Below are 24,576 nucleotides of genomic sequence, written 5' to 3' on the forward strand. Positions count from 1 at the left end.
TCACCAGCCGCCCTCCCCCGGCACCAGGCGGCCCGCCTTGCGGTATTCGCGGCGGGCCCCCTCCAGGAGGTCGGCGGCGGTCACCTCGTCCCCGCGCCCGGCGGCGAGGTACGCGGCGGAGACCACCGCGCTGCGGATCGACCCGCCGGCCATCTCGAAGTCCCGCGCCAGCGGCGTCGGGTCGATCCCTTCGACACACGGGACGTGCGCCAGGCCGTGCCGCCACAGGGCCAGGCGCTGCCCGGCGTCCGGGAAGGGGAAGTCGACCACCAGGTCCAGGCGCCGGGTGAACGCCTCGTCGATGTTGGCGCGCAGGTTGGTGGTGAGCAGCGCGATACCGTCGAAGGACTCCAGCCGCTGGAGCAGGTAGGCGCTCTCCATGTTGGCGTACCGGTCGTGCGCGTCCTTCACCTGGGACCGCTTGCCGAAGACGGCGTCGGCCTCGTCGAAGAGGAGTACGGCGTCGGTGCGGTCGGCCTCCGTGAAGATCCGCTCCAGGTTCTTCTCGGTCTCGCCGACGTACTTGTCGACGATCGACGACAGCTGCACGACGTAGAGGTCGAGGCCGAGGTCGGCCGCGACCACCTCGGCCGACAGCGTCTTGCCGGTGCCGGACTCGCCCGCGAACAGACCGAGTACGCCCCGGCCGCGTCCGCCGCCCGCGCTGAGCCGCCAGTCGCCGAGGACCCGGTCGCGGTGGCGGGCGCGCAGGGCGAGTTCGCGCAGCTGGGTGAGGGGCCCTTCGGGCAGGACGAGGTCCCGCCAGTCCACGGCGGGCCGGATCCGCCGGGCGTGCCGCTCCAGACCCGAGGCCGACTGGCGGCGTGCGGCGAGGCGCACGTGGGCGGCGGTCACCGGCGTACCGTCGAAGGCCGCGAGGGCGCGGGCGGCCTGCGCGGCACGCTGGACGCGGTCGCCGCCGAGGCGGTACGAGGCGACGGTGACGGCCAGGTCGAGACCGTCGGCGTCCGCGCCGAGCGCGGCCTGCCAGGCGGACGTTCCACCGTCCCGTCGGCCCGGGGCTTCGAGAACCAGCGGGTCGTGCGGGGACCAGTGCGGGTCGTAGGGGCGCGGGTCTGTCAGCAGTACGGTCACCTCGGGTGCGGCCGTCAGCGCTCGTACCAGCGGGCCGGGGTGGTCGGGCAGACCGGGCACGACGACCGCCCGGCCGCTGAGGCGTGCTTCTCGCAGCAGCTCGGGGACGCGGTCCGCCGGGTCCGGACACTGCAACGCGTCGAGGCCGGCGGCGCGCAGGGCGGTGGCGAGGGCGGCCAGGCCGTCCCCCTCCCGTGGTTCGCGCAGATAGGCGATGAGCGGGCCGGTGCGCAGAAGGTCGGCCAGCCGAGCCGTGAACTCCTCGGCGCCGGGGGCGGCCGGCAGCGGGTCCGGCAGCGGGTGCAGTCGTCCGAGGAGCGCGGCGTCCGGGGTGTCGTCGCCGAGGAGATGGCCGATCAGCCGGTCGGGCACGCGCAACGCACGGCTGAGGAAGGGGCGTTCGGGCTCCTCGTCCTCCAGCAGGCCGAGGGCGCGCAGCGGCGCCGACGCGTGGAAGCGGGCGCGGGCCTCCGCCGTGGACGCGGGCAGCCCGCACAGATCGAGGGCCAGGCCCACGGTGGCGCGGCGCCGGCTCACATCGTCGTTGAGGTAGCCGTAGAGCTGCTCGAAGGTGCGGTCGATGTCCGGGGCGAGGGCGATGAGCAGGACGGTGGTGTCCCAGTCGGTCAGTCCCATCCGCTCGGCCAGCCGCGCCAGGCGGTCGGCGGGGTCGTGCTGCGCGCCCGAGTGGGCGGGTGGTGGTGCGGAGTGTCCCGCCGTGGTGGGCGGCCAGGTGTGCAGCAGGTGGTGCACCGCGTCGTCGGACAGATAGAGGCCGCGCAGTGGGTCGTCGGCCGTGGGGTCGGTGGCGGTGCGGTGCTCGACCAGCGCGGTCACCTGTTCCCGCAGGGCGGCGAGGCGGGCGAGCAGCGCGTGTGCGGGGTCGTCGTACCGGTCGGACACCGGCGCGCCGGGGACGGCGGCCGGTGTCTCGGCGTACCGGGCGCTCACCGCGGGTCCGGGCGGTCGGGCGCCGTGGCCTTGCGGGCGTCGCGCGCGGCGGCCACCTGGTGCGGCCGGTGGGAGCGCTCGGAGGACTGCGGTGGACCGCCGTCGGTGCCGCGCAGCCGTACCGTCGCCCCCTCGGTGACCGCAGGCCCGGCGTCGTACTCGGGAAACGCGGGGAAGGGCACGGTCACCACCAGGTCGAGGGACGGCCTCAGTTCGCCGCCCAGGGCGGACCAGATCTCGGCGAGGGAGCGGGACTCCGTCCGGCTGCCGGCCACCGTCACCGGCACCGACAGGCCCAGCGCCGCGAGGGAGCCGGGAAGTTCGGCCGGCGGCACCAACTCCCGTGTCAGCAGGGTCGCCAGTACGGCCGACATCAGCCGGTGTTCGTCGTGGGGGGTCTTGGTCCACGCCGTGACCAGGTACGACAGCCGGAACCAGCGCGGTGGCCGACGGCGGCGCACCACGATGTCGCGCTCGTCGCGCACCGGCATCTGGCCGCGCTGGCGCCGGTCCACGTCCTCCCGGATGTCGTACAGGTAGGTGTTGATCACGGGGGCGTTGCGCCGGGCCGCCCAGTCCCGGGTGGGTGCCTCGAAGGACACGTCGATGCCGGAGCCCGCCAGCGCTCCGCCGCCGAGGAGGCGTTTGAGTACCTCGTCCACCTCGTGGATCACGTTCGCGCTCCCGCCGTGCCGGTCCGCCGGCTCCCTCGTTGTCGTCTTCCGGCACCGATCGTGCCCCGCGCACCGTTCCGCCCGCAGGCACGGCGGGACCGACGGCCGGGCAGACGTCCTTGCCCCCAAGGCCCCAAGTGACCGCCGCGGCGTGCCCGTTCGGTCAGATGTAGCCCTCGCGCAGGGCGTAGGCCACGGCGTGCGCGCGGTTGCGCAGGTGCAGCCGGGTGGTGAGGGCGTGGATCACGTTCTTCACGGTGCGTTCGGAGTAGGACAGCTTGGAGGCGATCTCCCCGGTGTCGAGCCCCTCGGCGACCAGCCGCAGCACGTCCACCTCCCGGGCCTGGAGGCCCAGCGAGGGGGCGCCCAGGCGGCCCGCCACGCCCCGGTGCAGGGTGCCCACCTGGTCGATGAGCCGTCCGAGCAGGTCCGCGGGGAGGTCTCCGTCGCCGCGGGAGGCGGCGAGCACCGCCTGCACCAGCCGGTGGGCGGTGGCTTCGTGCCGCCAGACGATGGCGCCTATGCCGCACCCGACGATGTCCAGCAGCTCCGTCTCACGGATCGCGTCGACCACGACCACGGCCCGTGCGCCCTCGCTGCGCACGATCCGGCGCAGCCGGGTGAGCGCCGACTCGTCGAGCGCGTTCTCGATGAGCAGGGCGACCGTGTCGGGACCGGGCTGCTCGCGCAGCTCGATCTCCGGATGCCGACGCAACTGGCTGACCGCTCCCTCCCGGCTGATCGGGTCCGGGGCGGTGACCGCCACCGGGACGCGCCGATGGGCGGCGGGACCGCCTGCGGCATCGGACACAGCGGCGGTCCGCGGTGAGTTGAGCAACCGTCTCCCCGTTCACGAGCGTGCCGTACGGATTTGTCCGGCACTGGATGTCATTTCCCACCCTTTGCGGCCGCGGCGGCGTGCGCAATCGTGGAGCACCACGAGGCACACCACGAGACCACGACGTCCGCCCCCCGAGAACAGCGCGCCGCTCCCCCTCAAGTGATCGATCTCACCCTCACCTTCACCGGCCTCCGCACGTCTTGTCGAAGGAAGATCGCCTTACCGAACGTCAGGAGGCAGCGATGAGCGGACCGCTCCGCGCACGCGACGGCGCCCACGCGCTGATCGCGGCGGAGATCGAGCGTGCCCGGTCCGGCGCCGGCGGCCTCGTCGTGCTGCGCGGCGCCACGGGCACCGGCCGTACCACCGTGCTGGAGGCCGCCGCCGGCCATGCCGCAGAAAGCGGTCTGCGGGTACTCCGCGTGCGCTGCTCGCCCGAGGACACCGCGGTGCCCTTCGCCGCGGTGCGGCAGCTACTGGCCCCGGTACCGGAGTTCACGGACACCGCGCCCGACGCGGACGACCGCGCCGACGCGGCCGGGCTGTGGCGGCTGCTGTGCTCGTACGCGGCCGAACGCCCGCTGCTGCTGGCCGTCGACGACGTCCACCTGGCCGACGAGCCCTCACGCCACTGGCTGCGCGAGGCGGCCCGGCGCATCGACCGATTAGCCGTCCTGATGGTGGTCACCGAGCGCAGCCAGTACGACATCGAGCCTCGGCCCGCGGGACTCACCCAGCCGCTGTCGCCCTCCCTCGTCCACGCCCACACCCTCGCCCCGCTCAGCGAACAGGCGGCGGCCGACCTGGTCCGGGAGGCCTTTCCCACGGCCGGACCGCAGTGGACGGCGGCCTGCGTGCGCGCCGCCGCGGGCAGTCCGCTGCTGCTGCACGCCCTCCTCGACGATCTGGGCGGCGCCCCGCAGGACGGCCTTCCCGCGACGGGCGAGTCGCCCCTGCCGGAGACCTGCGCCGCGCTGTATCCCGGGTCCTATCCGGCGGCCGTCTCCTGGTGGCTGCACAGCGCCGGTCCCGCCACCGCCGAGGTGGCCCGCTGCCTGGCCGCGCTGGAGGAGGCCTGGATACCGGACCCGACCGACCCCGCCGTGGACGACCCGAGCGGCCGAGCCGCGAGCGATCCGGTCCATCTCCTCTCCGAGGCCACCGGCGCCGACCCGGTCCGGATCACCGGCTGGCTCACCGCGATGACCCGGCTCGGCCTGCTGCGTCCCGACGCCACCGGCCGTCCCCGCTACGCGCATCCGCTGCTGCGCGACGCGGTGCTCACCGGCTGGCCGGAGACGAGTCGGCAGGCGGCGCACCGGGCGGCGGCGCAGGCCATGCTGCGCCGGGGCGAACGGGCCGAGGCCATCGCCCGGCACCTGCTGCGGGTGCCGGGCGGCGAGCCGGCCTGGGCGCTGCGCGTCCTGCGGGACGCTGTGACGGTCGCCGTGCACGACTCCCGGCCCCACGACGCCGTCGGCTATCTGCGCCGCGCGCTTGACGAGCCGCTTCCCGACGCCGTGCGACAGCGGCTGCTGACCGAACTGGGTTCCCTGCACTACGCGTCGGCCGACGCCCCGGCAGCCATCGCGCGCCTGGCCGAGGCACAGCACCTGGCGGCCGAGCCCCGAAGCCGGGTACGTACGGCGGTGGCCCTGGGCACCGCGCTGGCGGCCCGGGGCGAGGTACATACGGCCCTGGAAGTCCTGCACCGTACGCAGGGACAGCTCTCCGGCCACCCGGACCTGGCCCGGACGGTACAGACCGCGGCCGCCCTGCTGGCCGACGAGGACCCGGCGACCCGGCAGCAGGTCTACCGGTGGCTGTGCGAGACAGCGGAACACTCCCCGGAACGGGTGGGCACCGCCGGACAGGCCCTGCTCGTACGGTACGCCGCCACGGCCGCGCTGATCTCGGCGCGAGAGGCGATGGCCCGGATACGGGACCTGCTCGCCCAGCCCACCGACCCGCTCGCCGAGCCGTTCCTGCTGGGGACGGCCGCCGCCGTGGCCCAGTGGGCCGACGAACTCGACGAGGCGGACCGGCTCGTCGAGCAGGGGCTGGCCGGACAGCGCCCCGTGCTGCTGCACCCGATGCGGCACGCGCTCCTCAGCACCCGCGCCGACATCGCCGCTTCCCGTGGCGATGCCGCCGGTCTGCTGACCGCCTATTTCGGCGCCGACACGACGGTCGGTCCCGTGGAGTCCCGCTCCGGCCCGTCCAACCGGGACGCCACCGCGCTGTTGGCGCTCGTCCACACCAGCCGCCTCGAAGAGGCACAGCGGTTCGCCGCCGGGTTCGACCTGCGCGGGACGGCGGAGAACTTCGAGCTGAACCGCTTCCTCTACGCGCGGGGCGTGCTGCGGGTCACCCTCGGCGACCCGGCGGGCGCGCTGCACGACTTCCTGGAGTGCGGGCGACGCCAGTCCGCACGCGGCGAGGCCAGCCCGGTCGTCACCCCGTGGCGGACGGCGGCGGCACAGTGCCGCCTCGCGCTGGGCGGTGGGCCGGACGCGGTGACCCTGGCTGCGGAGGAGCTGCGGTTGGCCCGGGTGTGGAACACCCCGCGTACGGTGGGCCGCGCCCTGCGCGTGCTGGGTGCCGCCACCGGGGGGCGGCGCGGTCTGGAACTGGCCGAGGAGGCCGTGGCGACCCTGCGGCCGGCGTCCGCCGCCACCGGCATGGAGCTGGTCCGGGCCTTGCTGGCGCAGGGCCGCCAGCTCCATGTCGCCGGTGAACGCACCCGCGCCCGCGACTGCCTGCGCGAAGCCGCCGAACTGGCCGACGGCAAGGGCGCCGTGGGTATGGTCACGCTGGCCGGGCAGGCCCTGCGCCAGAGCGGCGCCCGAAACCCCGTCTTGTCCCGCACCGGCCCAGGGGCACTGACCGACAGCGAGCGCCGCATCGCAGAACTGGCCGCCGACGGTCTGACCAACACCGAGATCGCCGACCTGCTGCATCTGGCGCGCCGCACCGTGGAGACCCATCTGACCAGCACGTACCGGAAGTTGCGGATCCGACGCAGAGCGGAACTGGTCGAAGCGCTGGACCGGGACCGGTCCGCGGACACGAGCGGCACCGCTCTCAACGGGGCGTCGGGCTGAAGCGCCGGGTCGGTCACTCCCCGGGGAGCAGCCGGGTCTCGGCGGCGGGCACACCCTTGGTCCACCAGTGGTCGTAGCGGGCGTAGGCCCGGGGGTCGCGGGCGGCGAGGAAGGCGCCCAGGGACCGGGCCTCGGCTGCCAACTCCTCCCAGACGTGCTCCGGCAAGGGGTGGAAGGCGCTCGCTTCGATGCCGCCGTCGGTGGCGCGCCAGACGCCGGCGACCTGGCCGTCGACCAGCAGGGTGGGCAGCACATCTCCGTTCACGCGGGTCACGTGCTTGCGGTAGGCGGGCGGGATCACGCGGCTGCGGTCGGCGTAGGCCAGCAGGACGCTGTCCCACATCGCCATCAGCCGGGGCGGTGCGGGTGTGTCCTCATCCGGCCTGAGCGCGCCGGGGATGTCGTACAGCACCGTGCCGTCGGAGCCCTGTAGTTGCTCCAACTCGTCCGCGAGGTTCTTCACGGCCGCTCTGACCCGGGGCCGCTGGACCAGCCCGAACTGCGCCATGTCGGCGATCGACGCCGGTCCGAAGCCCGCGAGGTAGCGCAGGAGCAGGGCCCGCAGCCCCTCGTCGGGTGCCTCGGCGTCCCCCAGGGCGGGCCGCTCTTTCGCAGCGACGTACGAGAGCCGGTTGGTGAACGCCCAGGGCCCGCCCGTGGGCGCGTGCCACAGCGGCGCGTACTGCCGCAGCATCCTCTGTGCCCCGACCTCCAGGGGCCGGCCCAGGCGCTTCTCGAACCAGTCCCCCAACTCGGCGCTGCCGCGCGGCCGCTGGGCGTACCGCAGCAGACCGGGGAGCAGGTCATCGGCGTCATCGGCGGTGAGCCCGGACGAACGGAAGCGCGCGTCACCGAGCCGGGAGGAGCGCAGCGTCGGCTCCATGGCCTCGCGAAAGCTCCGGTAGTCCTCGACGTGGACCGCGTGCAGGGTGACCCGCATGAGGGTCGCCTTCACGATACGGCGGTCGGCGAGCGCCGTATCGAGTTGGGCCGGGTCGAAGTCGCGCAGCCGGTTCCACAGCGCGATGTACGGCGATGCGGGCTGCTGCGCCTGGAGGGCGACCACGCGTCGCAGCCCCTCCACAGCGTGTAGCGGCTCACGGTCGAGCAACAACTGCCGGGCGAGCGTGGCACGGTTGAGGGCACTCGCGGAGATCACCATGCCGCGATTCTCCCGCGCCGCCGCCCGCCACAGAACCCTGACCTGCTCCTGGAACCCCCAGAGCTCCCCCGGACCAACACCCGACTAGGCTTGAGTGTGTCCTTTTCCGTTCCCCGGCGGGAGCTCATCGGCCAACAGCCTCGACCCGTCGCCGCGTGACGTAGGAGAGTGATCCGGTGACGGAGCGCAAGCCTCCGGGTATCAGCGTTGAGTCGTGGGTGGACAAGCAGATCCGCGAGGCGCAGGAGCGCGGCGAGTTCGCCGCGCTGCCTGGCTTCGGCAAGCCACTGCCCGATGCCGCGCAGCCGTACGACGAGATGTGGTGGATCCGCCAGAAGATGGCCCGCGAGGGCGTCACCGCGATGCTGCCGCCGGCCCTGGCCCTGCGCAAGGAGATCGAGGACGCGCTGGCCACAGCGGCCAAGGCGCCGTCCGAGCGGGCCGTACGGGCACTTCTGGAACCGCTCAACGAGAAGATCGCCGCCATGCTCAGGCAGCCGCCTCCGGGGCCACTGCTGGGGCGCGAGCCGATCGACGTGGACGAGGCCGTACGCGAGTGGCGCGAGGCACGCCGCCAGGCGTGACGGGTGGGCCGACCCACCAACGCCGCCCATCGCCTCCTACGAGGACGCCGACCCCAGGGCCACCCGCGCCCGACAACCTCCCTTTGGCTCAAAAGTTACGCCCCAAAACGGCTTCCACGAACGGGAGTTGGTGCATACGGTCGCCTCTGTCAGTCGTGACGGCAACATTCAGGGAGGGACAGCATGAACCCCAACATACGGGCAGCGGCGGCCACAGCGGCGCTCCTCACCGGGCTCCTCGCGGCCGCCGGCACCGCCAACGCAACCGAACGCATAGACGCTCAACACCTGGCCGCACACCTCGACAAGGCGGTCGCCGCCGAGCAGGCGAGCGGGGAGAACGCAGGCGACATCGGCGGGCCCATCCTGGGTGCCCTCACGAGCAGCCCCGACGGCGCCGACACCGTCAACTCCTGAGCGGGCGCGGGTGCGCACCGTGGACAATCCGGGGGGAGGCAGACGAGACGGGGAAGACCACACCACTTGGTGCCCCAGCGGGGAAGCCCACCGTCCGGAATCCGTCGTTCTGGGCGTCAGATCAGGGGAGAACGGCCAGGTCGTCTATCTGGCCGAGCCGGTACCGGCCGCGCAGGTCCTGCCCAGCATCCCTGAGGGCATCGCGCCCCACCGGGTGCTCCGGTTCGCCTCGCACTGTGTGTCCGGCTGCGCGAACCGGGTCGGCGATGCCTGCGGCCTGATCGAGCGTATACAGACCCTGCCGTCACCCGACGCCACGGGAACCGTGCCACGGTGCCATCTGCGTTCACACTGCAAGTGGTGGGACCAGGCAGGGGTGGACGCCTGCCACCGCTGCCCCGCCATCCCCACGCTCAACTCCCCCGACGACGAGCTCGCCGTACTCGTCGCGGATCCCTCCACCACCACCGAGCAGTTGCAGAACTGGATCGCCGCGGCCGAGTAACACACGGCGGCGGCGCGCACCGGCTCACCAGACCCTCACGCTACGCAGAAGAGTGCCGGTCGCGGGGCACCCCCGCGGCCGGCGCTGGTGCGCTCATCCGGACCCACCATGTGGGACCGCCAAGGCGTTAGGCACACTTTGTGTGTTGTAGTCCCTTACCGAGGCGCAGAGGATGAGCCACGCATGATCACGCTTACGAAGGAATCCGGCCCGGCAGACCTGGACGGAGTGACCCATCTGTCCATCGGTGTGTCCTGGGACCCCACGGCCGGCAGCAGCGGTGGGGTCGTTGGGCTGCTCCGCCGCAAGAGCGGCACCGATCTCGACCTGATCGCCGTCGCGATGCAGGGCGGGGACCCGGTGCGCCTTGCGGGTCTTGACTCGCTGGACCCCATGGGCAACGGCTCCTTGGTGCACAGCGGTGACAACCAGACCGGGCGCGGGGACGGCGACGACGAGACCGTCACCGTCGAGTTCGCGCGTATCCCCGCACACATCACGTCGGTCGTGTTCGTCGCGGCCGCGTTCAAGAAGGGCAGCTCTTTCCAGAAGGCCCGCAACATCAGCTTCAAGGTCTACGACTCGACCGGTGGAAGCTCCCAGCAGGTCGCCGACATCTGGCCCAGTCTGCTCACGCAGGACAACGGCTGCGCCGTGGCCAAGGCCGTGCGGTCCGGCGGCTCCTGGAAGCTCGAAGTGATCAACGTGACGGGGAAGATAAAGCAGGGCGACGAGCACGCCCTGATGCGCTTCGCCATCAGCAAGTAGCCCGCCCCTCGACCCGGTCGAGCGGCCATCGGGTCTGCGGGACATCGCACGCGCCTCTGGCTGTCGCCGATGCACGGCATCAGCGACAGCCGAGGGCTCCCTCGATCAGAGGGACTTCGCGTCCAGCCACGGACGGTGCCCCGGTCCCGTCGGGTGGGTACCGGTAACGCCCATGACCAACGAGTAGAGGCTGGTCTCCGCGGTGATGAAGAGGCGGTTGCGCTTGGCGCCGCCCCACGAGATGTTGGCGACCGCCTCGGGGACGTTGAGCCGCCCGATGAGGGTGCCGTCCGGGTCGTAGCAGTGCACCCCGTCGTTCATCGCGGCGGCCCAGAGCCGGCCGCCGTCGTCGAAGCGGAGGTTGTCGAAGCGAGCCTCCTTCCGGCCCTGCGCCTCGGCGAAGACCTTGCCGTCGGACAGCGTGCCGTCATCGCGTACGTCGAAGACCCGGATGCACCCCGCGCGGGTGTCGGAGACGAACAGCTGCCGCTCGTCGTTCGAGAAGACCAGCCCGTTCGGCGCTTCGAAGCAGTCGGCGACCAGCCGCACTTCGCCGGTGGCAGGATCGATGCGGTAGAGGTTGTTGGCCCCGATCTCGCTCTGCGCGCGATGGCCCTCGTAGTCGCTGGTGATGCCGAAGTCCGGGTCGGAGAACCAGATCGAACCATCGGACTTGACGGCCGCGTCGTTCGGGCTGTTCAGGCGCTTGCCCTGCCACCGGTCCGCCAGCACGGTGACGGTGCCGTTGTGTTCGGTGCGTGTCACGCGACGGTTGCCCTGCTCGCAGGTGATCAGCCTGCCCTCGCGGTCGAGGGTGTTGCCGTTGGTGTGCCCGGCGGAGCGGCGGAAGACGCTGACGACACCGGTCTCCTCGTCCCAGCGCAGCATCCGGTCGTTGGGGATGTCGCTCCAGATCACCTGCCGCCAGGCGGGCAGGTAGATCGGTCCCTCGGCCCAGCGACATCCGGCGTACAGGACCTCCAGCGCGTCGTCTCCGTTCATGCAGCGTCCGGTACGGAACCGGTCGTCGAGCATCTCGTACAGCCCAGGGCGCTCGCTGGTCATGATGCCTTCCCCTCCTACAGACGTCACATTCCGAAGTTGATTCGGCCTGATATGCAGATTGCAGGATGAGCTATGGTCACCACAAGGAGATTCCGAATGGAGAGTTGTGGATCACATCGATCGTCTCCTGCTGGCGCAGCTCCAGCAGGACGCCACCCAGTCCTACGCCGCACTGGGCCAGGCCGTCGGCCTGTCCGCCGGTGCCGCTCATGAGCGCGTGCGCAAGCTGCGGGAGCGCGGCGTCATCCGGCGCACCACCATCGAGGTGGACCCGGCCGCGGTCGGCAGTGCCGTCCTGGCCTACGTCCTGGTCGACTCGACCTCTTGGATGGGTGATTCGGCGAACGACTTCGCCGCGCTCCCCGAAGTCCTGGAGGCGCACGTCATCGCCGGCACCGCCTCAGTGCTGGTGAAGGTCAGGACCGCGACCACCGAGCAACTCCAGGACGTACTCCGCCGGATCTACGCCATCGACGGGGTCAGCGGGACCCAGGCCACGGTGGTGCTCGAAACGTTCTTCGAGCGGCCACTCTCCCCTCAGGCCACCGACCAGGCCTGAGGCCACACCTCGGCGCGCGCCCTACCCCCTCGCCCCCTGGCCATCCGTGAGCCGGAGCGCTTGCACACCCGGCTCACGCAGAAGTGATGGCCTGTTCCAGCAGGCCGTGAAGGACGCGCTGTTCCTCCGGGGCGAGGCCGGACAGCGGGGAGTCCACGGCGAGGAGTTCGAGGAGACGTCCGCGCAGTGCGGTGCCTTCGGCGGTGAGGACGAGGTGCTTGGCGCGGCGGTCCGTGGGGTGCGGGTGGCGCTCGACCAGGCTCTGCTTCTCCAGCTTGTCGACGACAAAGGTGGTGTTGGAGGGCTCGCAGCTCATGCGTTCGGCAAGCTCCCGCATGGTCATCGGCCCGCTCATCTCCCGCAGCGCGGTCGCCTGGGACGCGGTGAGACCCAGGGTGGCGGCGCGCTCCCGTACATGCTCGGCGATCCGCTGGGCCAGTCCGTTCACCAGACCGCACAGCTGTCGCTCGGCGATGGCCTGGCGCTCGGGAGACGTCGTCATGTCACCACTCTAGCAAATCCATCAAGACAACATATTTACAGCTTGAATGATTCGAACTTGATGCTTATGGTTGTCACCGCCGCCGCAGGACACGCGACGGCGACCTGATGATGGCTCACGGGAGAGAACTCATGGCTGACTTGACGGTGGATCAGGGCGTACGACTGCGCCGGCCGGCGGGGATCCGCTCGATACGGCTGGGCGACACGAAGGTGTCGTACGTTCCGGACGGCGATGTACGGCTCCGGCCGCTGCACCTGCTCAAAGACACCACCGACGAGGTGTGGGCCGCACACCCGGAGTACCTGGACGCCACGGGCCACCTCGTGGGGAGCGTCGGCGGTCTGCTGGTCGAGCACGGCGACCGCGCGCTGCTGATCGACGCGGGCGTCGGCCCGCAGACGCTCACGGCTCCGGACGGCCCCCTCGCCACGATCCACGGAGGTGCGCTCCCGGGCAGCCTGGCCGAACTCGGCCGCCGCCCCGAGGACATCGAAGCGGTGGCCTTCACCCACCTCCACGCCGACCACCTCGGCTGGGCCTGCCATCCCGCCCCCGGCGGTGACCGGCCCGTATTCGCCCACGCCGACTACCTGATCTCCGAGCCGGAGTGGGACCGGCGCGACCTCCTGGAGGCCCAGGGCATGACCGAGCAGGTCGCGGCTCTCGCACCGCTCGTACGGACGATCACGGACGGGCAGGAGATCTTCCCCGGCGTACGCGTGCGGATCACCCCCGGCCACACCGTCGGGCACGCCGAGTACGTCATCACCGGGGGCGGACGGCGTCTGATCGCCTTCGGTGACGCCGTGCACTCACCGATCCAGATCGACCACCCCGACTGGTCCTCGGGCTTCGACCACGACCCCGCCCTGACCGCCGACCACCGCCGCCGCCTGGTCGCCGAGTTGGCGGAGCCCGGCACGATCGGCTTCGGCGTCCACTTCGCCGACGTGGTGTTCGGCCACGTCCAGCAGGGCGGAGACGGCCCGGCCTGGCGGCCCGTGGACGCCTGACCGGCCGGAGCCGGATGGCGTCGGTGTCGGCCTGTTGGGGGTGTGGCGGCGCCGAGGGCGGCCAGCGGGACCGCCGGCAGGGCGGCGCGCAGCCGGGGACCGGGGCTGATCCTGGGGAGAGTGTGCCGCTGCCGAGCCGGGGCGGCTACCCGGCTGTGGGCGGGGGGCGCTTGGGCGCCTCGGAGCGGCGCGATGAGGGACGAGAGCAACGTCTAGCGCAGCTGCGTGCAGGAGGTACCGACGTAGGTGTGTCCCTCTTCGACGACTCCCAGCTCACGGGCGAGGTTGCTGGCGGGGCTGACGAAGAAGTAGACCGGAGGGTCGTTCAGGCACCGCCAGGTTTCGACCGTGTAGCGATCCAGCAGGGTGACCGTGGTGGTCTTGTCGGAGGGAAGTTGTCGGTTGCAGTGGATGCCGACCGTGGTGAAGGAACCACCTCGGCCGATCATGCATGTTGCGTGCGATGTTGCGGTCGCAGGGGCCGCGGGAGTCGCAGCGCTGAGGCTGAGACCGGCCACGGACAGGGTGGCGATACCGATAGAACCTAATAGGCGGGCTGCCTTCATGGCGTACCCTCCTCCTTCTTCTCTCTCGATGACTTGAGGCACGACGGCCTATAGCGCACTCTGTCAGGCGCTACTCCACAACCGCCAGCGCGACTTGCTCCTCGGGTGACGTATCGGCCAACAGATCTTGGCGGAGAAAGTTTCCCAAGTGTGCCGCAGAGAGCGGGGGTGGTTAACATCGGGTCATCCTTCAGTGAATCCGTTGCGTTCTCATTTACTTTGCCCCGCGCCGGGCCCGAGGGCCTTGACGTGTTCGTAACCGCCCATGAACGGCACCCCTGCACGGAACGCCGCACTGACCTCCGGGTGACGTGTCGAACAAATTCGCTCCGCCCATGCGGCCCTTGAGGCAAGGCTGCGGCGCCTATTCCCTGGGCACGTTCCCAAGGCCCGTGCGGCCGCACCGGATTGGCCGACGTGTGCCCCAGGTCGTAGCAGACGACCATGTCAACCGGAGGTCATCATCGGCATGTCACACATCAGCAGGCGCCTCGGTATGGCTGGTGCGGTACTGACAGCGGTGGCTGTCGCCGCCTCCCCCGCGGGCGCGGGATCGGCGCTGGCGGAAGCGGGGTGTTTCGACCGGGTGAGAGAGCCCTACACCTCTCAGGTCGACAGCCACCTGCACTTCCGCCCGTTCGGCGGGCCGGCGATCGGGTTCGAGGAACTCACCGGGTACCTGCACAAGAGCGGTGTCCGGCACGCGAGCATGTACGGCATCGGGCAGATGCTGCCCGTGAACTCCCCCTGCACCTATTACCTGGACTGCCCCGGCACTCCCGTGGTGCCGAGCATGAAGAACGACTTCGCCAATGCCGAGAATTATGTGGAGGCAAAACCCAAGGACCCCGAACTCGCCGTCTCCATGACCTTTATGGACCTGAACCACCCGGAGTCGATCCCGCCCGGCATCGCCCTCTTCGACAAGGAGTTTCCAGGAGTTTTCCGGTGGGCGGGAGAGGTGAACCTCGTCAAGCAGGCGCTGTTCCCCAACCACCACACGGCCGCGACGAGCGAGAACATCAAGAACTGGGCTCCCTTCATGAAGGTGCTGCGGGACCGCGGGATTCCCATCACCATCCACTCGGACCTCGGGAACAATGCGGAGCAGACGAAGTATCTCCATCTGATGGAGCAGACCCTTCGCCTGTATCCAGCCAACAAGATCGTGTGGGCACACATGGGCCTGTCCAAAGAACTCACCGCCATGGATCCCGACCGTCACATCGGGATCATGAAGAGGCTGCTGGACAAGTACCCCGATCTCACACTGGACCTCAGCTGGCGGGTCCTGGAAGACAACTACTTCAGCAAGCCGGGAGTACGGCAGAAGTACGCGACGTTCTTCGACCGGTATACGACCAGGGCCATTCCCGGCACCGACTTCGTTGCCTCGCGCGACAAGGACTACCACGTCTATGAGCAAGAACTCGAAGTCACCAGCCGCATCAACAAGGCATTGGACGACCGCGCCTTCCGTGACATCGCCCTCGGGGAGAACTACTACCGGCTGCTCAATCTCAAGGAGAGCGCGCCGCAGGTGTGCAGGACAAGGTGACGCGACGTGACACGGCGGGCCGCCGACTGACTCGGTCGTAGGACAGACCCTCGGATGGCGCCGGACAAGGCCCATGGCTGTGACTGAGCGCCGCAGTCGGCGAGATCCGCCGGCTGCGGCGCTCCGTCTGCAAGCCGTCCACTCCGGGCGGACCTGTGCCACCAACCGATCCTGGCGCGCGAACGCGCGGGGCAGGCAGCCGCTTCGTGGTGCACGGACGGGGCGGCTAACCTTCGGGACCTGCCGCGGAGCAACCGGGCTCGCTCATCGAGTGCAGCTGGGCGAACTCCTCGGCGAGCATGCCCATCATGACGAGATCATGGTGCCGGCCGGCAAGGAACACGTGATCGCGGAGGCGGGCCTCCTCGACGAAACCAAGCCGCCGGTGCAGCGCCAGCGACGCCTCATTATGGGCGAAAATCCGCGCTTCACACTTGTGATACCGCCGCTCGGCGAACATGAAACGCAGCAGCATCACCACAGCTTCCGCCGCATAGCCCTTACCACGATGATCGGCGCCGACCGTGACGCCGTACTCGAACCAACCCGCCCGCGGGTCAGCCTGGTGTGAGCCGACAGCACCGACCATCTCTCCCGTGTCGAGGGCCTCGATCGCCAACCCGAAGCAGTCACCGTCGGACTTGGCAGCGGCCTGCTCATTCGCCCAGTGACGAAAACTCTCGGCGGAACGGGGCGGGTTGAGCAGGTCACCCATCCGCTCCTCGTCCACGGCGAAGCGCATGAACGCGGCCCAGTCGTCAGGTTCGATACCGCGCAGGCGTATCCGTCTGCCGCTCCAGAACGATGTCATCCCCTATTCGATCACGCCGTAGCGCACGAGGGACAGCAACCAAGTCCCCTCGCGGCACCCCCCTCCGATCGCCGCGCGCACCTTAGTCACCCCGCGCATGTTCCGCTGGAAAATGCCAGAACTTCCCTTAGTGGGCGACACGCTGCGTAACCTCTCGTCACCTCAGCCGCGTGGGAGCACCACACGCGGAGCCGGTCCACGGCGGCCCCAGGGAGGCAGTCGCGCGTGCTTGGAATCGATGAGTGTCTGCTGGAAAGCATGGGGTTGCCCGGCGTGCGCGGCGCAGCGGTGGTCGACTGGACGAGTGGGCTGGCGCTGGGAACCATCGGCGACTCACCCTGCGGCGACCACGAGACGACGGCCGCGGAAGCGGCTGAATTCGCCCGTACGGCGGCCGAGCACCCCGCCTTCGTAGCGGACGAGGTGGATCCGGCGGGGCTCCTGCCGGTCGAGGACGTGCTCGTCACCGCCCGCACCGGCTACCACCTCCTGCGTTTCGTCGAGACGACCTTCGACAGCAGCCTCTTTCTCTATCTGTGGCTCGACCGCGAGCAGGGCAACCTCGCCATGGCGCGGCTGCGCCTGCGCGACCTGGCGCAACGGCTGGTCCTCGGATGACACTCACCGACGACGCCTGCGACCCGGTACTCGTGTCGCCCATGCTGGTACGGCTGGTGGCCGAGCGGGCCACCGGCGCACTGCTGCGCGACACGGGCACCCTCTATCTGGTCGACGGACAGGTGGTCCACGCCGAGAGCCCTGCCGCGCCCGGACTGGAGGTGCTGCTCACGGCGAGTGGCCGGGTGCGCCCCGAGGGCTGGCAGCGGGCCGTGGACCAGGCAGGCGCGCGCGGTACGGTCGGGCGCTTCCTCGTCGAGAGCGGGCAAGTCGCCGGTGGTGAGCTGGAGTTGTGCCATCTCGGCGCGCTCCACGACGCCGCGTTCTTCGCGCTCGCACCCGGCAAGGGCCCCACCCGGTTCAGGTACGGGGCCGTGCACTGGATCGGCTCGGTGCGACCCGTCGCCGCCCACGCGCTGGCCAGGGAGGCCACGCGCCGCAGGGAGCTGCTCGACCGGATCTGGCCGCACCCCGAGGTCGACACCGCGCCCGTCGTACCGGTACCGGACCGCCCGGGTCTGCCGATCACCGTCCGCCAGCGTGCCCTGCTCGCGGCCGCGGACGGCGTCCGCAGCCCGGGCGCCATCGCTCGTCTGCTGGGCCGTCCCGCCTTTCACACCATGGTCGACGTGCGCAGGCTCGCCGCGGTCGGCGCGGTCGAGACACCCCTCGCGCCCGCCCCGCCGGAGACCGTGCCCGACTGGCTCGCGCGCGCCTCCGCCGAGGCGGCCCATCCCTCGGACGAAGCCCTGCTCCGCAGACTGCGGGACGCCCTGGAGGCCATGCAGTGATCCGCGCCCTGCGCCAGCGCGCCGAAAGGAGACAGCTGATGACGGCCGAGTCGGAGATCCTCGCCGAACTGCGCCGACTGCGCACGCGCCTGCCGCAGGTCACCGGCGCCCTGACCGCCAGCGTCGACGGCCTCGTCCTCGCCCAGGACGCCATCGACGACGCCGAGTCCGTCGCCGCGCTGACCGCCGCCGCCCTCGGCGTCGCCCAGCGGCTCACGCACACCACGGGCCGCGGCGACTTCCGCGAGCTTCTCGTCCAAGGCGAGGACGGCTACGCCGCCACCTATGCGGCGGGCTCCGCCGCGGTACTCACCCTGCTCGCGCTGCCGCGTACCAACGTCGGCCGTCTCCACCTGGAGGCCCGCCGGGCCGGAGCCCGGATCGGCGAACTGGTCGACGGCGCGCTCGAACGGCTGGAGACCTCATGACCAGCGCCGGACCCCGGGCCGCTCGGCCCCGGAACACGACAGGCAGCACCCACCGGAAAGGAAGTGCGAACCCCATGGGCAACACCGAAACCGCGCTCAAGGAAGCGATGACCTCCATCGAGGGCACGATCGGCGTGGCACTCGTCGACTACAGCAGCGGTATGGCCCTCGGCACGCTGGGCGGCGGCAAGGACCTCGACCTGGCGGTGGCCGCCGCCGGAAACACCGACGTGGTCCGCGCGAAGGTGCGGACCATGGAACTGCTGGGTCTCAAGGACGAGATCGAGGACGTCCTCATCACCCTCGGCGGCCAGTACCACCTGATCCGCCTCCTGAAGAGCCGCGGCCACACCGGCCTGTTCCTCTATCTGGCCCTCGACAAGAGCCGGGCGAACCTGGCGATGGCCCGCCATCAACTGCGACGGGTGGAGGACATGCTGGAAGTGTGAGGCCCCTTCCGTACGGGCAGGACGTGCCGGGTCCGGGGCCGGACCCGGCACGTCCCCGCGCACTCCCGAAAGACGCTCGGGACGTGCCGTCGCTGACCTCCTCCCCCAACGGCGAGGTGCCGCCCGCCGGATCACGGTTCAGTGCCGGTCCGCCCGCGCGGGGGTGTCGTCGAGGAAGCCGCCCGACTGGTGCTGCCACAGTCTCGCGTAGGCGCCGCCCGTGGCGAGCAGCTTGTGGTGCGTGCCCTGTTCGACGATCCTTCCGCGGTCGAGGACGACCAGCTGATCCATGGTGGCGACCGTGCTCAGCCGGTGCGCCACCACGAGCGCTGTCCGCCCGTCCATCAGACGCCACAGCGCGTCCTGGACGAGGATCTCGCTCTCGGAGTCCAGCGCACTGGTCGCCTCGTCGAGCAGCAGGATCGGTGCGTCGCGCAGGATCGCCCTGGCGAGGGCGACCCGCTGGCGCTGGCCGCCGGACAGCTTCACCCCGCGCTCGCCCACCATGGTGTCGAAGCCGTCGCGAAGCGCATCGGCGAACTCCGTGACGTGCGCCGCCTCGGCCGCGCGACGGATCTCCTCGTCGGTGGCGGCCGGCCGGGCGAACGCGATGTTGTCCCGGAGCGTCCGGTGGAACATCGCCGGGTCCTGCGGCACGTAGGCGATCAGGCTGCGCAGTTCGCCCTGCCGCAGCCTGCTGATGTCCCGCCCCCCGATCAGGATCCGCCCACCGTCGATGTCCGTCATTCGCAGCAGGAGCCGCGTCAGAGTGGTCTTGCCTCCGCCCGACCGGCCGACGAGACCGATCTTCGTCCCGTTGGGAACGGCCAGGTCGAGGCCCTCGAAGAGCGGCTCCGCGCCCGCGTGGGCGAAGGTCACCCCTTCGAAGCGCACCTCACCCGCCCGGGCCGGCAGCGGTTCCGGGGACGCCGGGTCGAGCACGGTCGGCGGTTCGAGGAGCAGCTCGGTGAACTGCGAGGCCTCCGTCATCGAACTTTCCAGACGGCGGTAGATCTGGTTGAACTCGAACATGATCCGCGTCGCGTTGGCGTAATACGTGAAGGCGACGATCACCGCTTCGACACCGTGCTCTCCACCACCGAGCCCGATGGCGAGCAACAGGCCCAGCACATTGGTCAGTACGGACATGGGGGCGACCAGCGTGTCGATGCGCAGGTTGCCGTAGTCCCACGAACGCAGTGTGAGCCGCCGCGACTCGGCGACGCGGGACCGGTGTTCGGCGGCCTCGCGTTCCTCGGCGGCGAACGACCGGACCGTGTCCATGTTCATCAGGCTGTCGGCGACATGGCCCGACACCCGGGCGATCGCCTGCTCCCGCTGGGCGACCAGCGCCTGACGGTGCCGGATCAGGGGCGCGACGCACAGCGCCGTGAGCGCGATCAGCACCAGCAGCCCCACCACGAGCAGCGGGTCGTACTGCCACAGCACCACCGACGCGAACACCAGCGGCACGAAGCTGCCCACGACGTTGAACGTCAGCGTGTCGACACAGTCCTCGAAACGGGTGGCGAAGCTCAGGACCCGCTTGGTCAGCGACCCGGCGAAGTTGTCGTGGAAGAACGCGGCGTCCTTGGCGAACAGCTCGTCCATACCGATCACATACAAGTGCTCGATACCGCGGGCATCGAGGCGGTTCAGGCAGTGCAGCCCGATGCGCCACAACCCCTCCGCGAGCAGCAGGACGCCCGCGAAGCCGAGCACGTACGGCAGCGCCGGGCCGATGGCGACGGTTCCGCCGTCCTCGGCGATCCGGGCGACGAGCTTGGCGACGATCAGTGGCGTGATGTACTGGATACCGATGTTGCCGAGTGCCGGCAGCAGCATCGCCGGCGCGGTCAGCCGCCGCAACCGGGCCAGTTCGCGCCCGTAGTAACGAAGCGCGAGGAGCACCGAGCCCCTGCTCGGTAAGCCCTCGCTCGATTCCCGCGATTCAGCTGATCCCATCCCAACCCTGTGCTCTCGGACCGGCAGGTGAGCACACGAGTGTCCCGCGCCAACACCCGGACGGTCCACGGGTTTTAGGCCGCCCACCGCGAACGCCGAGGTCGCCTGCGCGTGTCAGGTGCTCGCGTGGACGTACGCCTCCAGCTGGTCGGCGAGCTCCCTCGGGTGGCTCAGCGCCGCCAGGTGGCCGCCCGGCACCTCGTCGGGGGTGATGCCGAGGCGGTCCTGGGCCACTTGGCGCTGGAAGGCGGCGGGGAAGAGCCGGTCGTCACGGGCGGTCACCACCCGGGTCGGTACCCGCGGCCACGCGTCGAGGGTGAACGGCGTCGCGAAGACCGCGTCGGACTCCTCCTCCGCGTGCTCCCCCGAGGCGTCGATCTCCGCCTGCGGCAGGTCGTGCAGGAAGCAGGAAGTACGTCGCCAGGTCGAAGGGCGCGTCCGGGTCACGGCCCTCGTGCAGGTCGTGCGCGCGGCGTGCCGCCTCCTGACCGGTGTGGGCCCACCACTCCCCCGGTGTCTCGCCGGGGCGCGGGATCATCCCGTTGACGAGTACGAGGAGTGACACGGGCAGTCGCGCGCACACCAGGGGCGCGGTGAACGCGCCGAGGGACTGTCCCACCACCACCAGCTCCGCGCGCTCACCGACCGCGTCGACGACCGTGTCCACGTACTCCGGCAGCCCCGCGCCGGCATCGGCTCCCGGCAGGTCCACGGACACCACGTCCCGGCCCCGGCGACTCAGTTCGTCCGCGACGCCATGCCAGTACCAGGAGGAGCCGCCGGCTCCGGGAATCAACACGTACGTAGTCATGGGTGCACCCTCCGCGCCGGGACGTCGTCCTCTCCCCCATGTGACTGTCGGTCCTCGCGGAACTCATCGGCGAGGGCCGGCCACGGGTGCCTTTCTGCGGATGATCGTCCGCTGATACGGTCCGAACATGCCGCGCCCGCGCCTGGTCGACGTCCCTGGATACATACGTTTCTGGACCGCCTCGGCCATATCGGCCTTCGGCTCACAGGTGACCGGGCTCGCCCTGCAGATCCTCACCGCGGTGACGTTGAGCGCGTCCGCCACGGAGGTGGGACTCGTCAGCGCCGCCCGCTGGGTTCCGTATCTGCTCTTCGGGTTGGTGGCGGGCGTGGTGGTGGACCGCTGCCGGCGCAAGCCGATCCTGGTCGCCACGGATGTCGGGCGGGCGGTCCTGCTCGGTGCGATCCCCCTGCTGTACTCGCTGGACCGGCTGACCATCCCCGCACTGTGTCTGTTCGTCTTCGCCTTCGGGGTGTTGTGCCTCCTGTTCGACGCGGCCAACCAGTCGTACGTGCCACGGCTGGTCCCGCAGGAGCAGCTCAACGCGGGATACGCCCGGGTGGAGCAGGCCAACGCGGTGGCCGGTTCGACCGGCCCTCTGATCGCCGGGGTGCTGATCAAACTCGTGGGCGCACCGCTCGCCGTACTGGTGGACGCCCTCAGCTATCTGGCGTCCGGCCTGCTGATCGCCTCGGTGAAGGCCCACGCCCCCGTGCCCGATCGCGGCACGCGGCGCAGCCTCGGCACCGAGGTGCGCGAGGGGGTCGCCTGGGTCTACCGGCATCGCACGCTGGCACCCATCGCGCTTACTTCGCACGCGATGCTTCTGTTCAACACGATGCTCAGCACGGTGTTCGTGGTCTTCGCCCTGCACGAGCTGAAGATCGGGGACTTCGGCCTGGGAGCCACCTACGCGTGCGGGGGCGTCGGTGCGGTACTCGGCGGGGCGCTCGCGGGGCCGGTGACCAGGAGGCTCGACGTCGGCGCCACCCTCATCGCCTTCCGGCTGCTGGCGGCCATCGGCTGGCTGCCCCTGGTCCTCGCCCAACCCGGACCGTGGGCGCTCGCCTCCGCTTCGCTGGCCTTCTTCATCGTGTCCCTGGCCATCGGCGTCGGAAGCCCCGTCGAAATGAGCTATCGCCAAGCGGTGACGCCCGATCGCCTGCGGGGGCGGATGAACGCGACGATCCGCTCGTTCAACTGGGGGATGGTGGCGGTGGGCGCACCCCTGGGTGGAGTGCTCGCCGACCAGATCAGCTTCCGCTTCGCCCTGTGGATCGGGCTGTCCGGAGCCGTCGTCCAGGCACTCGTACTCGCCGTCTCCCGCACCCGGGAAGCGCGCACCGCCGATCAACTCACCCCCTCACCCTCCACCGCGACCTGAGCTTGAGACCTGAGGCTTGAGGCTTGAGGCTTGAGAGGACTCTGGGGCCGACCCCTGCACTGCTGCGTGCTGCGGGGCGTGTCCGTGGCGGAGCCGTACGGGCAGGCGGTCCGAGCGTGACCGCCAAGCGCCCTCGGGTGGCACGGTCAGCGGCGGGCCAGCACGGTGTTGGCCTTCATCAGCAGCGGGATCAGGACGTAGGCGGCGACGGGGACGACTATCGCCGTGAGGATCAGCGTCCGCAGCAGCAGCGGCAGGTCGGCGGTGGTCGGGCCGAGCAGGCCGAGGACGGCCGTGATGGTCGGGTAGACAGCCAGCCAGGTGATCACCGCGCGGCGGTGGATCGACGGGGCAGCGGCGGGCGTGTGCGCGGACATGGATATCTCCTGGTCAGGGTGGCTGGAGGCGTGATCCCCAACCGTTGGGTTGGAGTCTTGCATTCACTCGTCCCCATGTCCAACCCCACGGTTGGAAATGAGTTAAAGTCATGGCATGGCCTGGGACACAGCACGCACACGGCAGCTCCTGCTCGACGCCGCGGTCGAGGAGTTCGCCGAGCACGGCCCCGAAGGGGCCCGCGTCGCCCGGGTCGCGACACGTGCGGGCGTCAACAAGGAGCGGATCTACCAGTACTTCGGCAACAAGCAGAAACTGTTCGTCGCAGTGCTGGAGTCCGAGCTGCAAAAGCTCGCCGCGGCGGTGCCGCTGACCGATGAACAGGCCGCCGACCTGGGCGACTACGCGGGCCGGATCTTCGACTACCACCACACGCACCCGCACTTCGTACGGCTGCTGGCCTGGGAGGGCCTGCTCTGCCAGGACCGGGTGGCAGCGGAGTGCGAGCGCACCGACCACTACGCCGAGAAGATCGCCACGGTCGCCGCCGCCCAGCGGGAGGGAACGCTGACCGACGCGGTCGGCGCGGGCGAGCTCATGCACGCCGTGATCGCGCTGACCGCGTCCTGGTTCACCCTGCCCCAGCTCACCCGCATGCTGATGTACCCCGCCGCCCGGAGCGGTCCCGAGGGCCAGCGCGAGGTCCTGGTCACCCTGGTCCGTCGACTGACCTCCTGACCCGCACACACGCATGGGCCGCCGCCCAGCCCGGTTACGGATTCACCCGGGCTGCCGACCGATCCGGCGGCAGCGCGAGGATCCTGAACCGCCCCCGTGCGGCCTCCTGAGACACGGCCGCCACCCTGTCCGCGACGCCCGCCGGCCACACCGTCTCGCGCGTCCAGACCGCGCCCCGGAGACGGGAAAGGTCAGGGAGGAGGGCGCCGGTCAGGTCGGCTCCTTCGAAACCGGCGCGGCGACAGTCGGCATCGGTCAGGACAGCCCCACGAAGTCGCGCGTGGGAGAGGTCCGCCGCTTCCAGATCCGCTCCGGTCAGGTCCGCCCCCGACAGATCCGCGCGTGCCCCATGGGAGGCGACCAGGTCGGCCCTCCTGGCCGAGGCGTCCCTGAGCACCGCGTCCTCGAAGATGGCGGCGTGGGCGTAGACGTCGTTCAGGTCGGCGCCCGTGAGGTCCGCCCGGGTCAGATCGGCGCCGCCGAGGTCGGCTCCTCGCAAACCGGCACCCGAGAGGACGGCGCGTACCAGTGTGGCGGCCGACAGATCCGCGTCCGCGAGGACAGCTCCCGCCAGTTGACGATCTGTCAGGTCAGCCTCCGAAAGGTGGAGGGCCCGCTTGGAGTACTCCCGTGGGACACCTCCGTCGAGCACCAACTGTGTGAGTCTGCGCATCGTGACGTTGACCGCCGAGTCGGGGGCGTCGTCGTCCTCACCATCGGGTGCGCAAGGTGCCCCGTCCAGGGCCCGCTCCGGCTTGTTCATGCCCGTGACCTTACGCAGCGGAAATACGCTGGTCCCAGTGAATATCCTCGGGCGCCCGTCGGCAGGATGCGGGCGTGGTCAGTAGAGCTTGGCGACCGCGGTGCGGGTGGTCTCC

Annotated in this window: 27 protein-coding genes; 14 read left to right on the forward strand and 13 right to left on the reverse strand. The window is 70.7% G+C overall.

All coding sequences use genetic code 11. The features are described 5' to 3' along the window. From OG965_RS04510 to OG965_RS04520, 3 genes are all read right to left on the reverse strand, one after another. Positions 1 to 1,998 carry an ATP-binding protein gene (locus OG965_RS04510; RefSeq protein WP_371656842.1) on the reverse strand — a complete coding sequence of 666 codons (1,998 nt, stop codon included), beginning with the start codon at positions 1,996 to 1,998 and terminating at the stop codon, positions 1 to 3. A gap of 44 nt (positions 1,999 to 2,042) precedes the next feature. Then, positions 2,043 to 2,720 carry a DUF4255 domain-containing protein gene (locus OG965_RS04515; RefSeq protein ID WP_371649332.1) on the reverse strand — a complete coding sequence of 226 codons (678 nt, stop codon included), beginning with the start codon at positions 2,718 to 2,720 and terminating at the stop codon, positions 2,043 to 2,045. 163 nt (positions 2,721 to 2,883) lie between these two features. Next, on the reverse strand, positions 2,884 to 3,558 hold the full coding sequence (locus tag OG965_RS04520) for a response regulator transcription factor (protein WP_371649334.1): 675 nt from the start codon (positions 3,556 to 3,558) through the stop codon (positions 2,884 to 2,886). A 245-nt stretch (positions 3,559 to 3,803) separates the two neighbouring features. Between OG965_RS04520 and OG965_RS04525 the strand changes: the two genes are divergently transcribed. Further along, the gene (locus tag OG965_RS04525; protein WP_371649336.1) at positions 3,804 to 6,665 is read left to right on the forward strand and encodes an AAA family ATPase; all 2,862 of its coding nucleotides are present in this window, start codon (positions 3,804 to 3,806) and stop codon (positions 6,663 to 6,665) included. Positions 6,666 to 6,678: 13 nt separating this feature from the next. Here OG965_RS04525 and OG965_RS04530 read toward each other — a convergent pair whose 3' ends face one another. Continuing rightward, complete coding sequence (locus tag OG965_RS04530) at positions 6,679 to 7,827, reverse strand: winged helix DNA-binding domain-containing protein (RefSeq protein ID WP_371649338.1); 1,149 nt, start codon at positions 7,825 to 7,827, stop codon at positions 6,679 to 6,681. A 176-nt stretch (positions 7,828 to 8,003) separates the two neighbouring features. Between OG965_RS04530 and OG965_RS04535 the strand changes: the two genes are divergently transcribed. The 4 genes from OG965_RS04535 (at position 8,004) to OG965_RS04550 (ending at position 10,101) form a co-directional block, all read left to right on the forward strand. Further along, the gene (locus tag OG965_RS04535; RefSeq protein WP_371649340.1) at positions 8,004 to 8,411 is read left to right on the forward strand and encodes a DUF1992 domain-containing protein; all 408 of its coding nucleotides are present in this window, start codon (positions 8,004 to 8,006) and stop codon (positions 8,409 to 8,411) included. A gap of 183 nt (positions 8,412 to 8,594) precedes the next feature. Continuing rightward, complete coding sequence (locus OG965_RS04540) at positions 8,595 to 8,828, forward strand: hypothetical protein (protein ID WP_371649342.1); 234 nt, start codon at positions 8,595 to 8,597, stop codon at positions 8,826 to 8,828. Between the two features lie 19 nt (positions 8,829 to 8,847). After that, entirely contained in the window at positions 8,848 to 9,333 is a 486-nt protein-coding gene (locus OG965_RS04545) for a hypothetical protein (RefSeq protein ID WP_371649344.1), read from the forward strand. A gap of 183 nt (positions 9,334 to 9,516) precedes the next feature. Beyond that, positions 9,517 to 10,101, forward strand: a complete 585-nt coding sequence (locus tag OG965_RS04550; RefSeq protein ID WP_371649346.1) for a TerD family protein — start codon at positions 9,517 to 9,519, stop codon at positions 10,099 to 10,101. A gap of 105 nt (positions 10,102 to 10,206) precedes the next feature. On the opposite strand, the gene OG965_RS04555 is transcribed toward OG965_RS04550, so the two are convergent. Then, entirely contained in the window at positions 10,207 to 11,166 is a 960-nt protein-coding gene (locus OG965_RS04555; protein WP_371649348.1) for an SMP-30/gluconolactonase/LRE family protein, read from the reverse strand. 106 nt (positions 11,167 to 11,272) lie between these two features. On the opposite strand from OG965_RS04555, the gene OG965_RS04560 reads away from it, so the two are divergent. After that, a complete protein-coding gene (locus tag OG965_RS04560) occupies positions 11,273 to 11,725 on the forward strand; it encodes an Lrp/AsnC family transcriptional regulator (RefSeq protein ID WP_371649351.1) in 453 nt (150 codons plus the stop codon). A 73-nt stretch (positions 11,726 to 11,798) separates the two neighbouring features. Here OG965_RS04560 and OG965_RS04565 read toward each other — a convergent pair whose 3' ends face one another. Continuing rightward, positions 11,799 to 12,227, reverse strand: a complete 429-nt coding sequence (locus tag OG965_RS04565; RefSeq protein ID WP_371649353.1) for a MarR family winged helix-turn-helix transcriptional regulator — start codon at positions 12,225 to 12,227, stop codon at positions 11,799 to 11,801. A 131-nt stretch (positions 12,228 to 12,358) separates the two neighbouring features. Between OG965_RS04565 and OG965_RS04570 the strand changes: the two genes are divergently transcribed. Further along, positions 12,359 to 13,243, forward strand: coding sequence for an MBL fold metallo-hydrolase (locus OG965_RS04570; protein ID WP_371649355.1), 885 nt, complete (start codon positions 12,359 to 12,361; stop codon positions 13,241 to 13,243). 212 nt (positions 13,244 to 13,455) lie between these two features. Here OG965_RS04570 and OG965_RS04575 read toward each other — a convergent pair whose 3' ends face one another. Further along, the gene (locus OG965_RS04575) at positions 13,456 to 13,692 is read right to left on the reverse strand and encodes a hypothetical protein (protein WP_371649357.1); all 237 of its coding nucleotides are present in this window, start codon (positions 13,690 to 13,692) and stop codon (positions 13,456 to 13,458) included. A 586-nt stretch (positions 13,693 to 14,278) separates the two neighbouring features. Between OG965_RS04575 and OG965_RS04580 the strand changes: the two genes are divergently transcribed. After that, the gene (locus tag OG965_RS04580) at positions 14,279 to 15,367 is read left to right on the forward strand and encodes an amidohydrolase family protein (protein ID WP_371649359.1); all 1,089 of its coding nucleotides are present in this window, start codon (positions 14,279 to 14,281) and stop codon (positions 15,365 to 15,367) included. Positions 15,368 to 15,593: 226 nt separating this feature from the next. On the opposite strand, the gene OG965_RS04585 is transcribed toward OG965_RS04580, so the two are convergent. Next, positions 15,594 to 16,178 carry a GNAT family N-acetyltransferase gene (locus OG965_RS04585; protein WP_371649361.1) on the reverse strand — a complete coding sequence of 195 codons (585 nt, stop codon included), beginning with the start codon at positions 16,176 to 16,178 and terminating at the stop codon, positions 15,594 to 15,596. A 225-nt stretch (positions 16,179 to 16,403) separates the two neighbouring features. On the opposite strand from OG965_RS04585, the gene OG965_RS04590 reads away from it, so the two are divergent. The 4 genes from OG965_RS04590 (at position 16,404) to OG965_RS04605 (ending at position 18,464) form a co-directional block, all read left to right on the forward strand. Continuing rightward, on the forward strand, positions 16,404 to 16,796 hold the full coding sequence (locus OG965_RS04590; protein ID WP_266989474.1) for a hypothetical protein: 393 nt from the start codon (positions 16,404 to 16,406) through the stop codon (positions 16,794 to 16,796). Further along, the gene (locus OG965_RS04595; RefSeq protein ID WP_371649363.1) at positions 16,793 to 17,587 is read left to right on the forward strand and encodes a transcriptional regulator; all 795 of its coding nucleotides are present in this window, start codon (positions 16,793 to 16,795) and stop codon (positions 17,585 to 17,587) included. The genes OG965_RS04590 and OG965_RS04595 overlap by 4 nt, the downstream gene beginning before the upstream one ends. A 38-nt stretch (positions 17,588 to 17,625) precedes the next feature. Continuing rightward, positions 17,626 to 18,015, forward strand: coding sequence for a roadblock/LC7 domain-containing protein (locus OG965_RS04600; protein WP_371649365.1), 390 nt, complete (start codon positions 17,626 to 17,628; stop codon positions 18,013 to 18,015). A 74-nt stretch (positions 18,016 to 18,089) separates the two neighbouring features. After that, complete coding sequence (locus OG965_RS04605; RefSeq protein ID WP_371649367.1) at positions 18,090 to 18,464, forward strand: hypothetical protein; 375 nt, start codon at positions 18,090 to 18,092, stop codon at positions 18,462 to 18,464. A 138-nt stretch (positions 18,465 to 18,602) separates the two neighbouring features. Here OG965_RS04605 and OG965_RS04610 read toward each other — a convergent pair whose 3' ends face one another. From OG965_RS04610 to OG965_RS04620, 3 genes are all read right to left on the reverse strand, one after another. Continuing rightward, positions 18,603 to 20,429: an ABC transporter ATP-binding protein gene (locus OG965_RS04610; protein ID WP_371649369.1), complete on the reverse strand. Its 1,827-nt coding sequence runs from the start codon at positions 20,427 to 20,429 to the stop codon at positions 18,603 to 18,605. 114 nt (positions 20,430 to 20,543) lie between these two features. Then, on the reverse strand, positions 20,544 to 20,711 hold the full coding sequence (locus OG965_RS04615) for a hypothetical protein (RefSeq protein WP_371649371.1): 168 nt from the start codon (positions 20,709 to 20,711) through the stop codon (positions 20,544 to 20,546). Further along, entirely contained in the window at positions 20,698 to 21,240 is a 543-nt protein-coding gene (locus tag OG965_RS04620; RefSeq protein WP_371649373.1) for an alpha/beta fold hydrolase, read from the reverse strand. Before OG965_RS04620 ends, OG965_RS04615 begins: the two co-directional genes overlap by 14 nt. A gap of 127 nt (positions 21,241 to 21,367) precedes the next feature. Between OG965_RS04620 and OG965_RS04625 the strand changes: the two genes are divergently transcribed. Then, positions 21,368 to 22,624 (forward strand): MFS transporter, encoded by a 1,257-nt coding sequence (locus OG965_RS04625; protein ID WP_371649375.1) that lies wholly within the window; start codon positions 21,368 to 21,370, stop codon positions 22,622 to 22,624. 146 nt (positions 22,625 to 22,770) lie between these two features. On the opposite strand, the gene OG965_RS04630 is transcribed toward OG965_RS04625, so the two are convergent. Beyond that, on the reverse strand, positions 22,771 to 23,001 hold the full coding sequence (locus OG965_RS04630) for a hypothetical protein (RefSeq protein WP_371649377.1): 231 nt from the start codon (positions 22,999 to 23,001) through the stop codon (positions 22,771 to 22,773). A gap of 115 nt (positions 23,002 to 23,116) precedes the next feature. On the opposite strand from OG965_RS04630, the gene OG965_RS04635 reads away from it, so the two are divergent. Next, complete coding sequence (locus tag OG965_RS04635) at positions 23,117 to 23,698, forward strand: TetR family transcriptional regulator (protein WP_371649380.1); 582 nt, start codon at positions 23,117 to 23,119, stop codon at positions 23,696 to 23,698. A 34-nt stretch (positions 23,699 to 23,732) separates the two neighbouring features. Here the strand turns inward: OG965_RS04635 and OG965_RS04640 are convergent, their stop codons facing one another. After that, positions 23,733 to 24,461, reverse strand: coding sequence for a pentapeptide repeat-containing protein (locus OG965_RS04640; protein ID WP_371649382.1), 729 nt, complete (start codon positions 24,459 to 24,461; stop codon positions 23,733 to 23,735). Between the last annotated feature and the right edge of the window lie 115 nt (positions 24,462 to 24,576).

This window comes from Streptomyces sp. NBC_00224 (assembly GCF_041435195.1).
In the GTDB taxonomy this organism is placed as follows: domain Bacteria; phylum Actinomycetota; class Actinomycetes; order Streptomycetales; family Streptomycetaceae; genus Streptomyces.

Excerpts from the sequence above, each read along its gene's own strand:
- OG965_RS04640 (WP_371649382.1), bottom strand. The coding sequence starts at position 24,461 with ATGAACAAGCCGGAGCGGGCCCTGGACGGGGCACCTTGCGCACCCGAT.
- OG965_RS04540 (WP_371649342.1), top strand. The coding sequence starts at position 8,595 with ATGAACCCCAACATACGGGCAGCGGCGGCCACAGCGGCGCTCCTCACC.
- OG965_RS04550 (WP_371649346.1), top strand. The coding sequence starts at position 9,517 with ATGATCACGCTTACGAAGGAATCCGGCCCGGCAGACCTGGACGGAGTG.
- OG965_RS04610 (WP_371649369.1), bottom strand. The coding sequence starts at position 20,429 with ATGGGATCAGCTGAATCGCGGGAATCGAGCGAGGGCTTACCGAGCAGG.
- OG965_RS04635 (WP_371649380.1), top strand. The coding sequence starts at position 23,117 with ATGGCCTGGGACACAGCACGCACACGGCAGCTCCTGCTCGACGCCGCG.
- OG965_RS04600 (WP_371649365.1), top strand. The coding sequence starts at position 17,626 with ATGACGGCCGAGTCGGAGATCCTCGCCGAACTGCGCCGACTGCGCACG.
- OG965_RS04625 (WP_371649375.1), top strand. The coding sequence starts at position 21,368 with ATGCCGCGCCCGCGCCTGGTCGACGTCCCTGGATACATACGTTTCTGG.
- OG965_RS04525 (WP_371649336.1), top strand. The coding sequence starts at position 3,804 with ATGAGCGGACCGCTCCGCGCACGCGACGGCGCCCACGCGCTGATCGCG.
- OG965_RS04605 (WP_371649367.1), top strand. The coding sequence starts at position 18,090 with ATGGGCAACACCGAAACCGCGCTCAAGGAAGCGATGACCTCCATCGAG.
- OG965_RS04620 (WP_371649373.1), bottom strand. The coding sequence starts at position 21,240 with ATGACTACGTACGTGTTGATTCCCGGAGCCGGCGGCTCCTCCTGGTAC.
- OG965_RS04585 (WP_371649361.1), bottom strand. The coding sequence starts at position 16,178 with ATGACATCGTTCTGGAGCGGCAGACGGATACGCCTGCGCGGTATCGAA.
- OG965_RS04630 (WP_371649377.1), bottom strand. The coding sequence starts at position 23,001 with ATGTCCGCGCACACGCCCGCCGCTGCCCCGTCGATCCACCGCCGCGCG.
- OG965_RS04580 (WP_371649359.1), top strand. The coding sequence starts at position 14,279 with ATGTCACACATCAGCAGGCGCCTCGGTATGGCTGGTGCGGTACTGACA.
- OG965_RS04555 (WP_371649348.1), bottom strand. The coding sequence starts at position 11,166 with ATGACCAGCGAGCGCCCTGGGCTGTACGAGATGCTCGACGACCGGTTC.
- OG965_RS04575 (WP_371649357.1), bottom strand. The coding sequence starts at position 13,692 with ATGATCGGCCGAGGTGGTTCCTTCACCACGGTCGGCATCCACTGCAAC.
- OG965_RS04595 (WP_371649363.1), top strand. The coding sequence starts at position 16,793 with ATGACACTCACCGACGACGCCTGCGACCCGGTACTCGTGTCGCCCATG.
- OG965_RS04570 (WP_371649355.1), top strand. The coding sequence starts at position 12,359 with ATGGCTGACTTGACGGTGGATCAGGGCGTACGACTGCGCCGGCCGGCG.
- OG965_RS04530 (WP_371649338.1), bottom strand. The coding sequence starts at position 7,827 with ATGGTGATCTCCGCGAGTGCCCTCAACCGTGCCACGCTCGCCCGGCAG.
- OG965_RS04565 (WP_371649353.1), bottom strand. The coding sequence starts at position 12,227 with ATGACGACGTCTCCCGAGCGCCAGGCCATCGCCGAGCGACAGCTGTGC.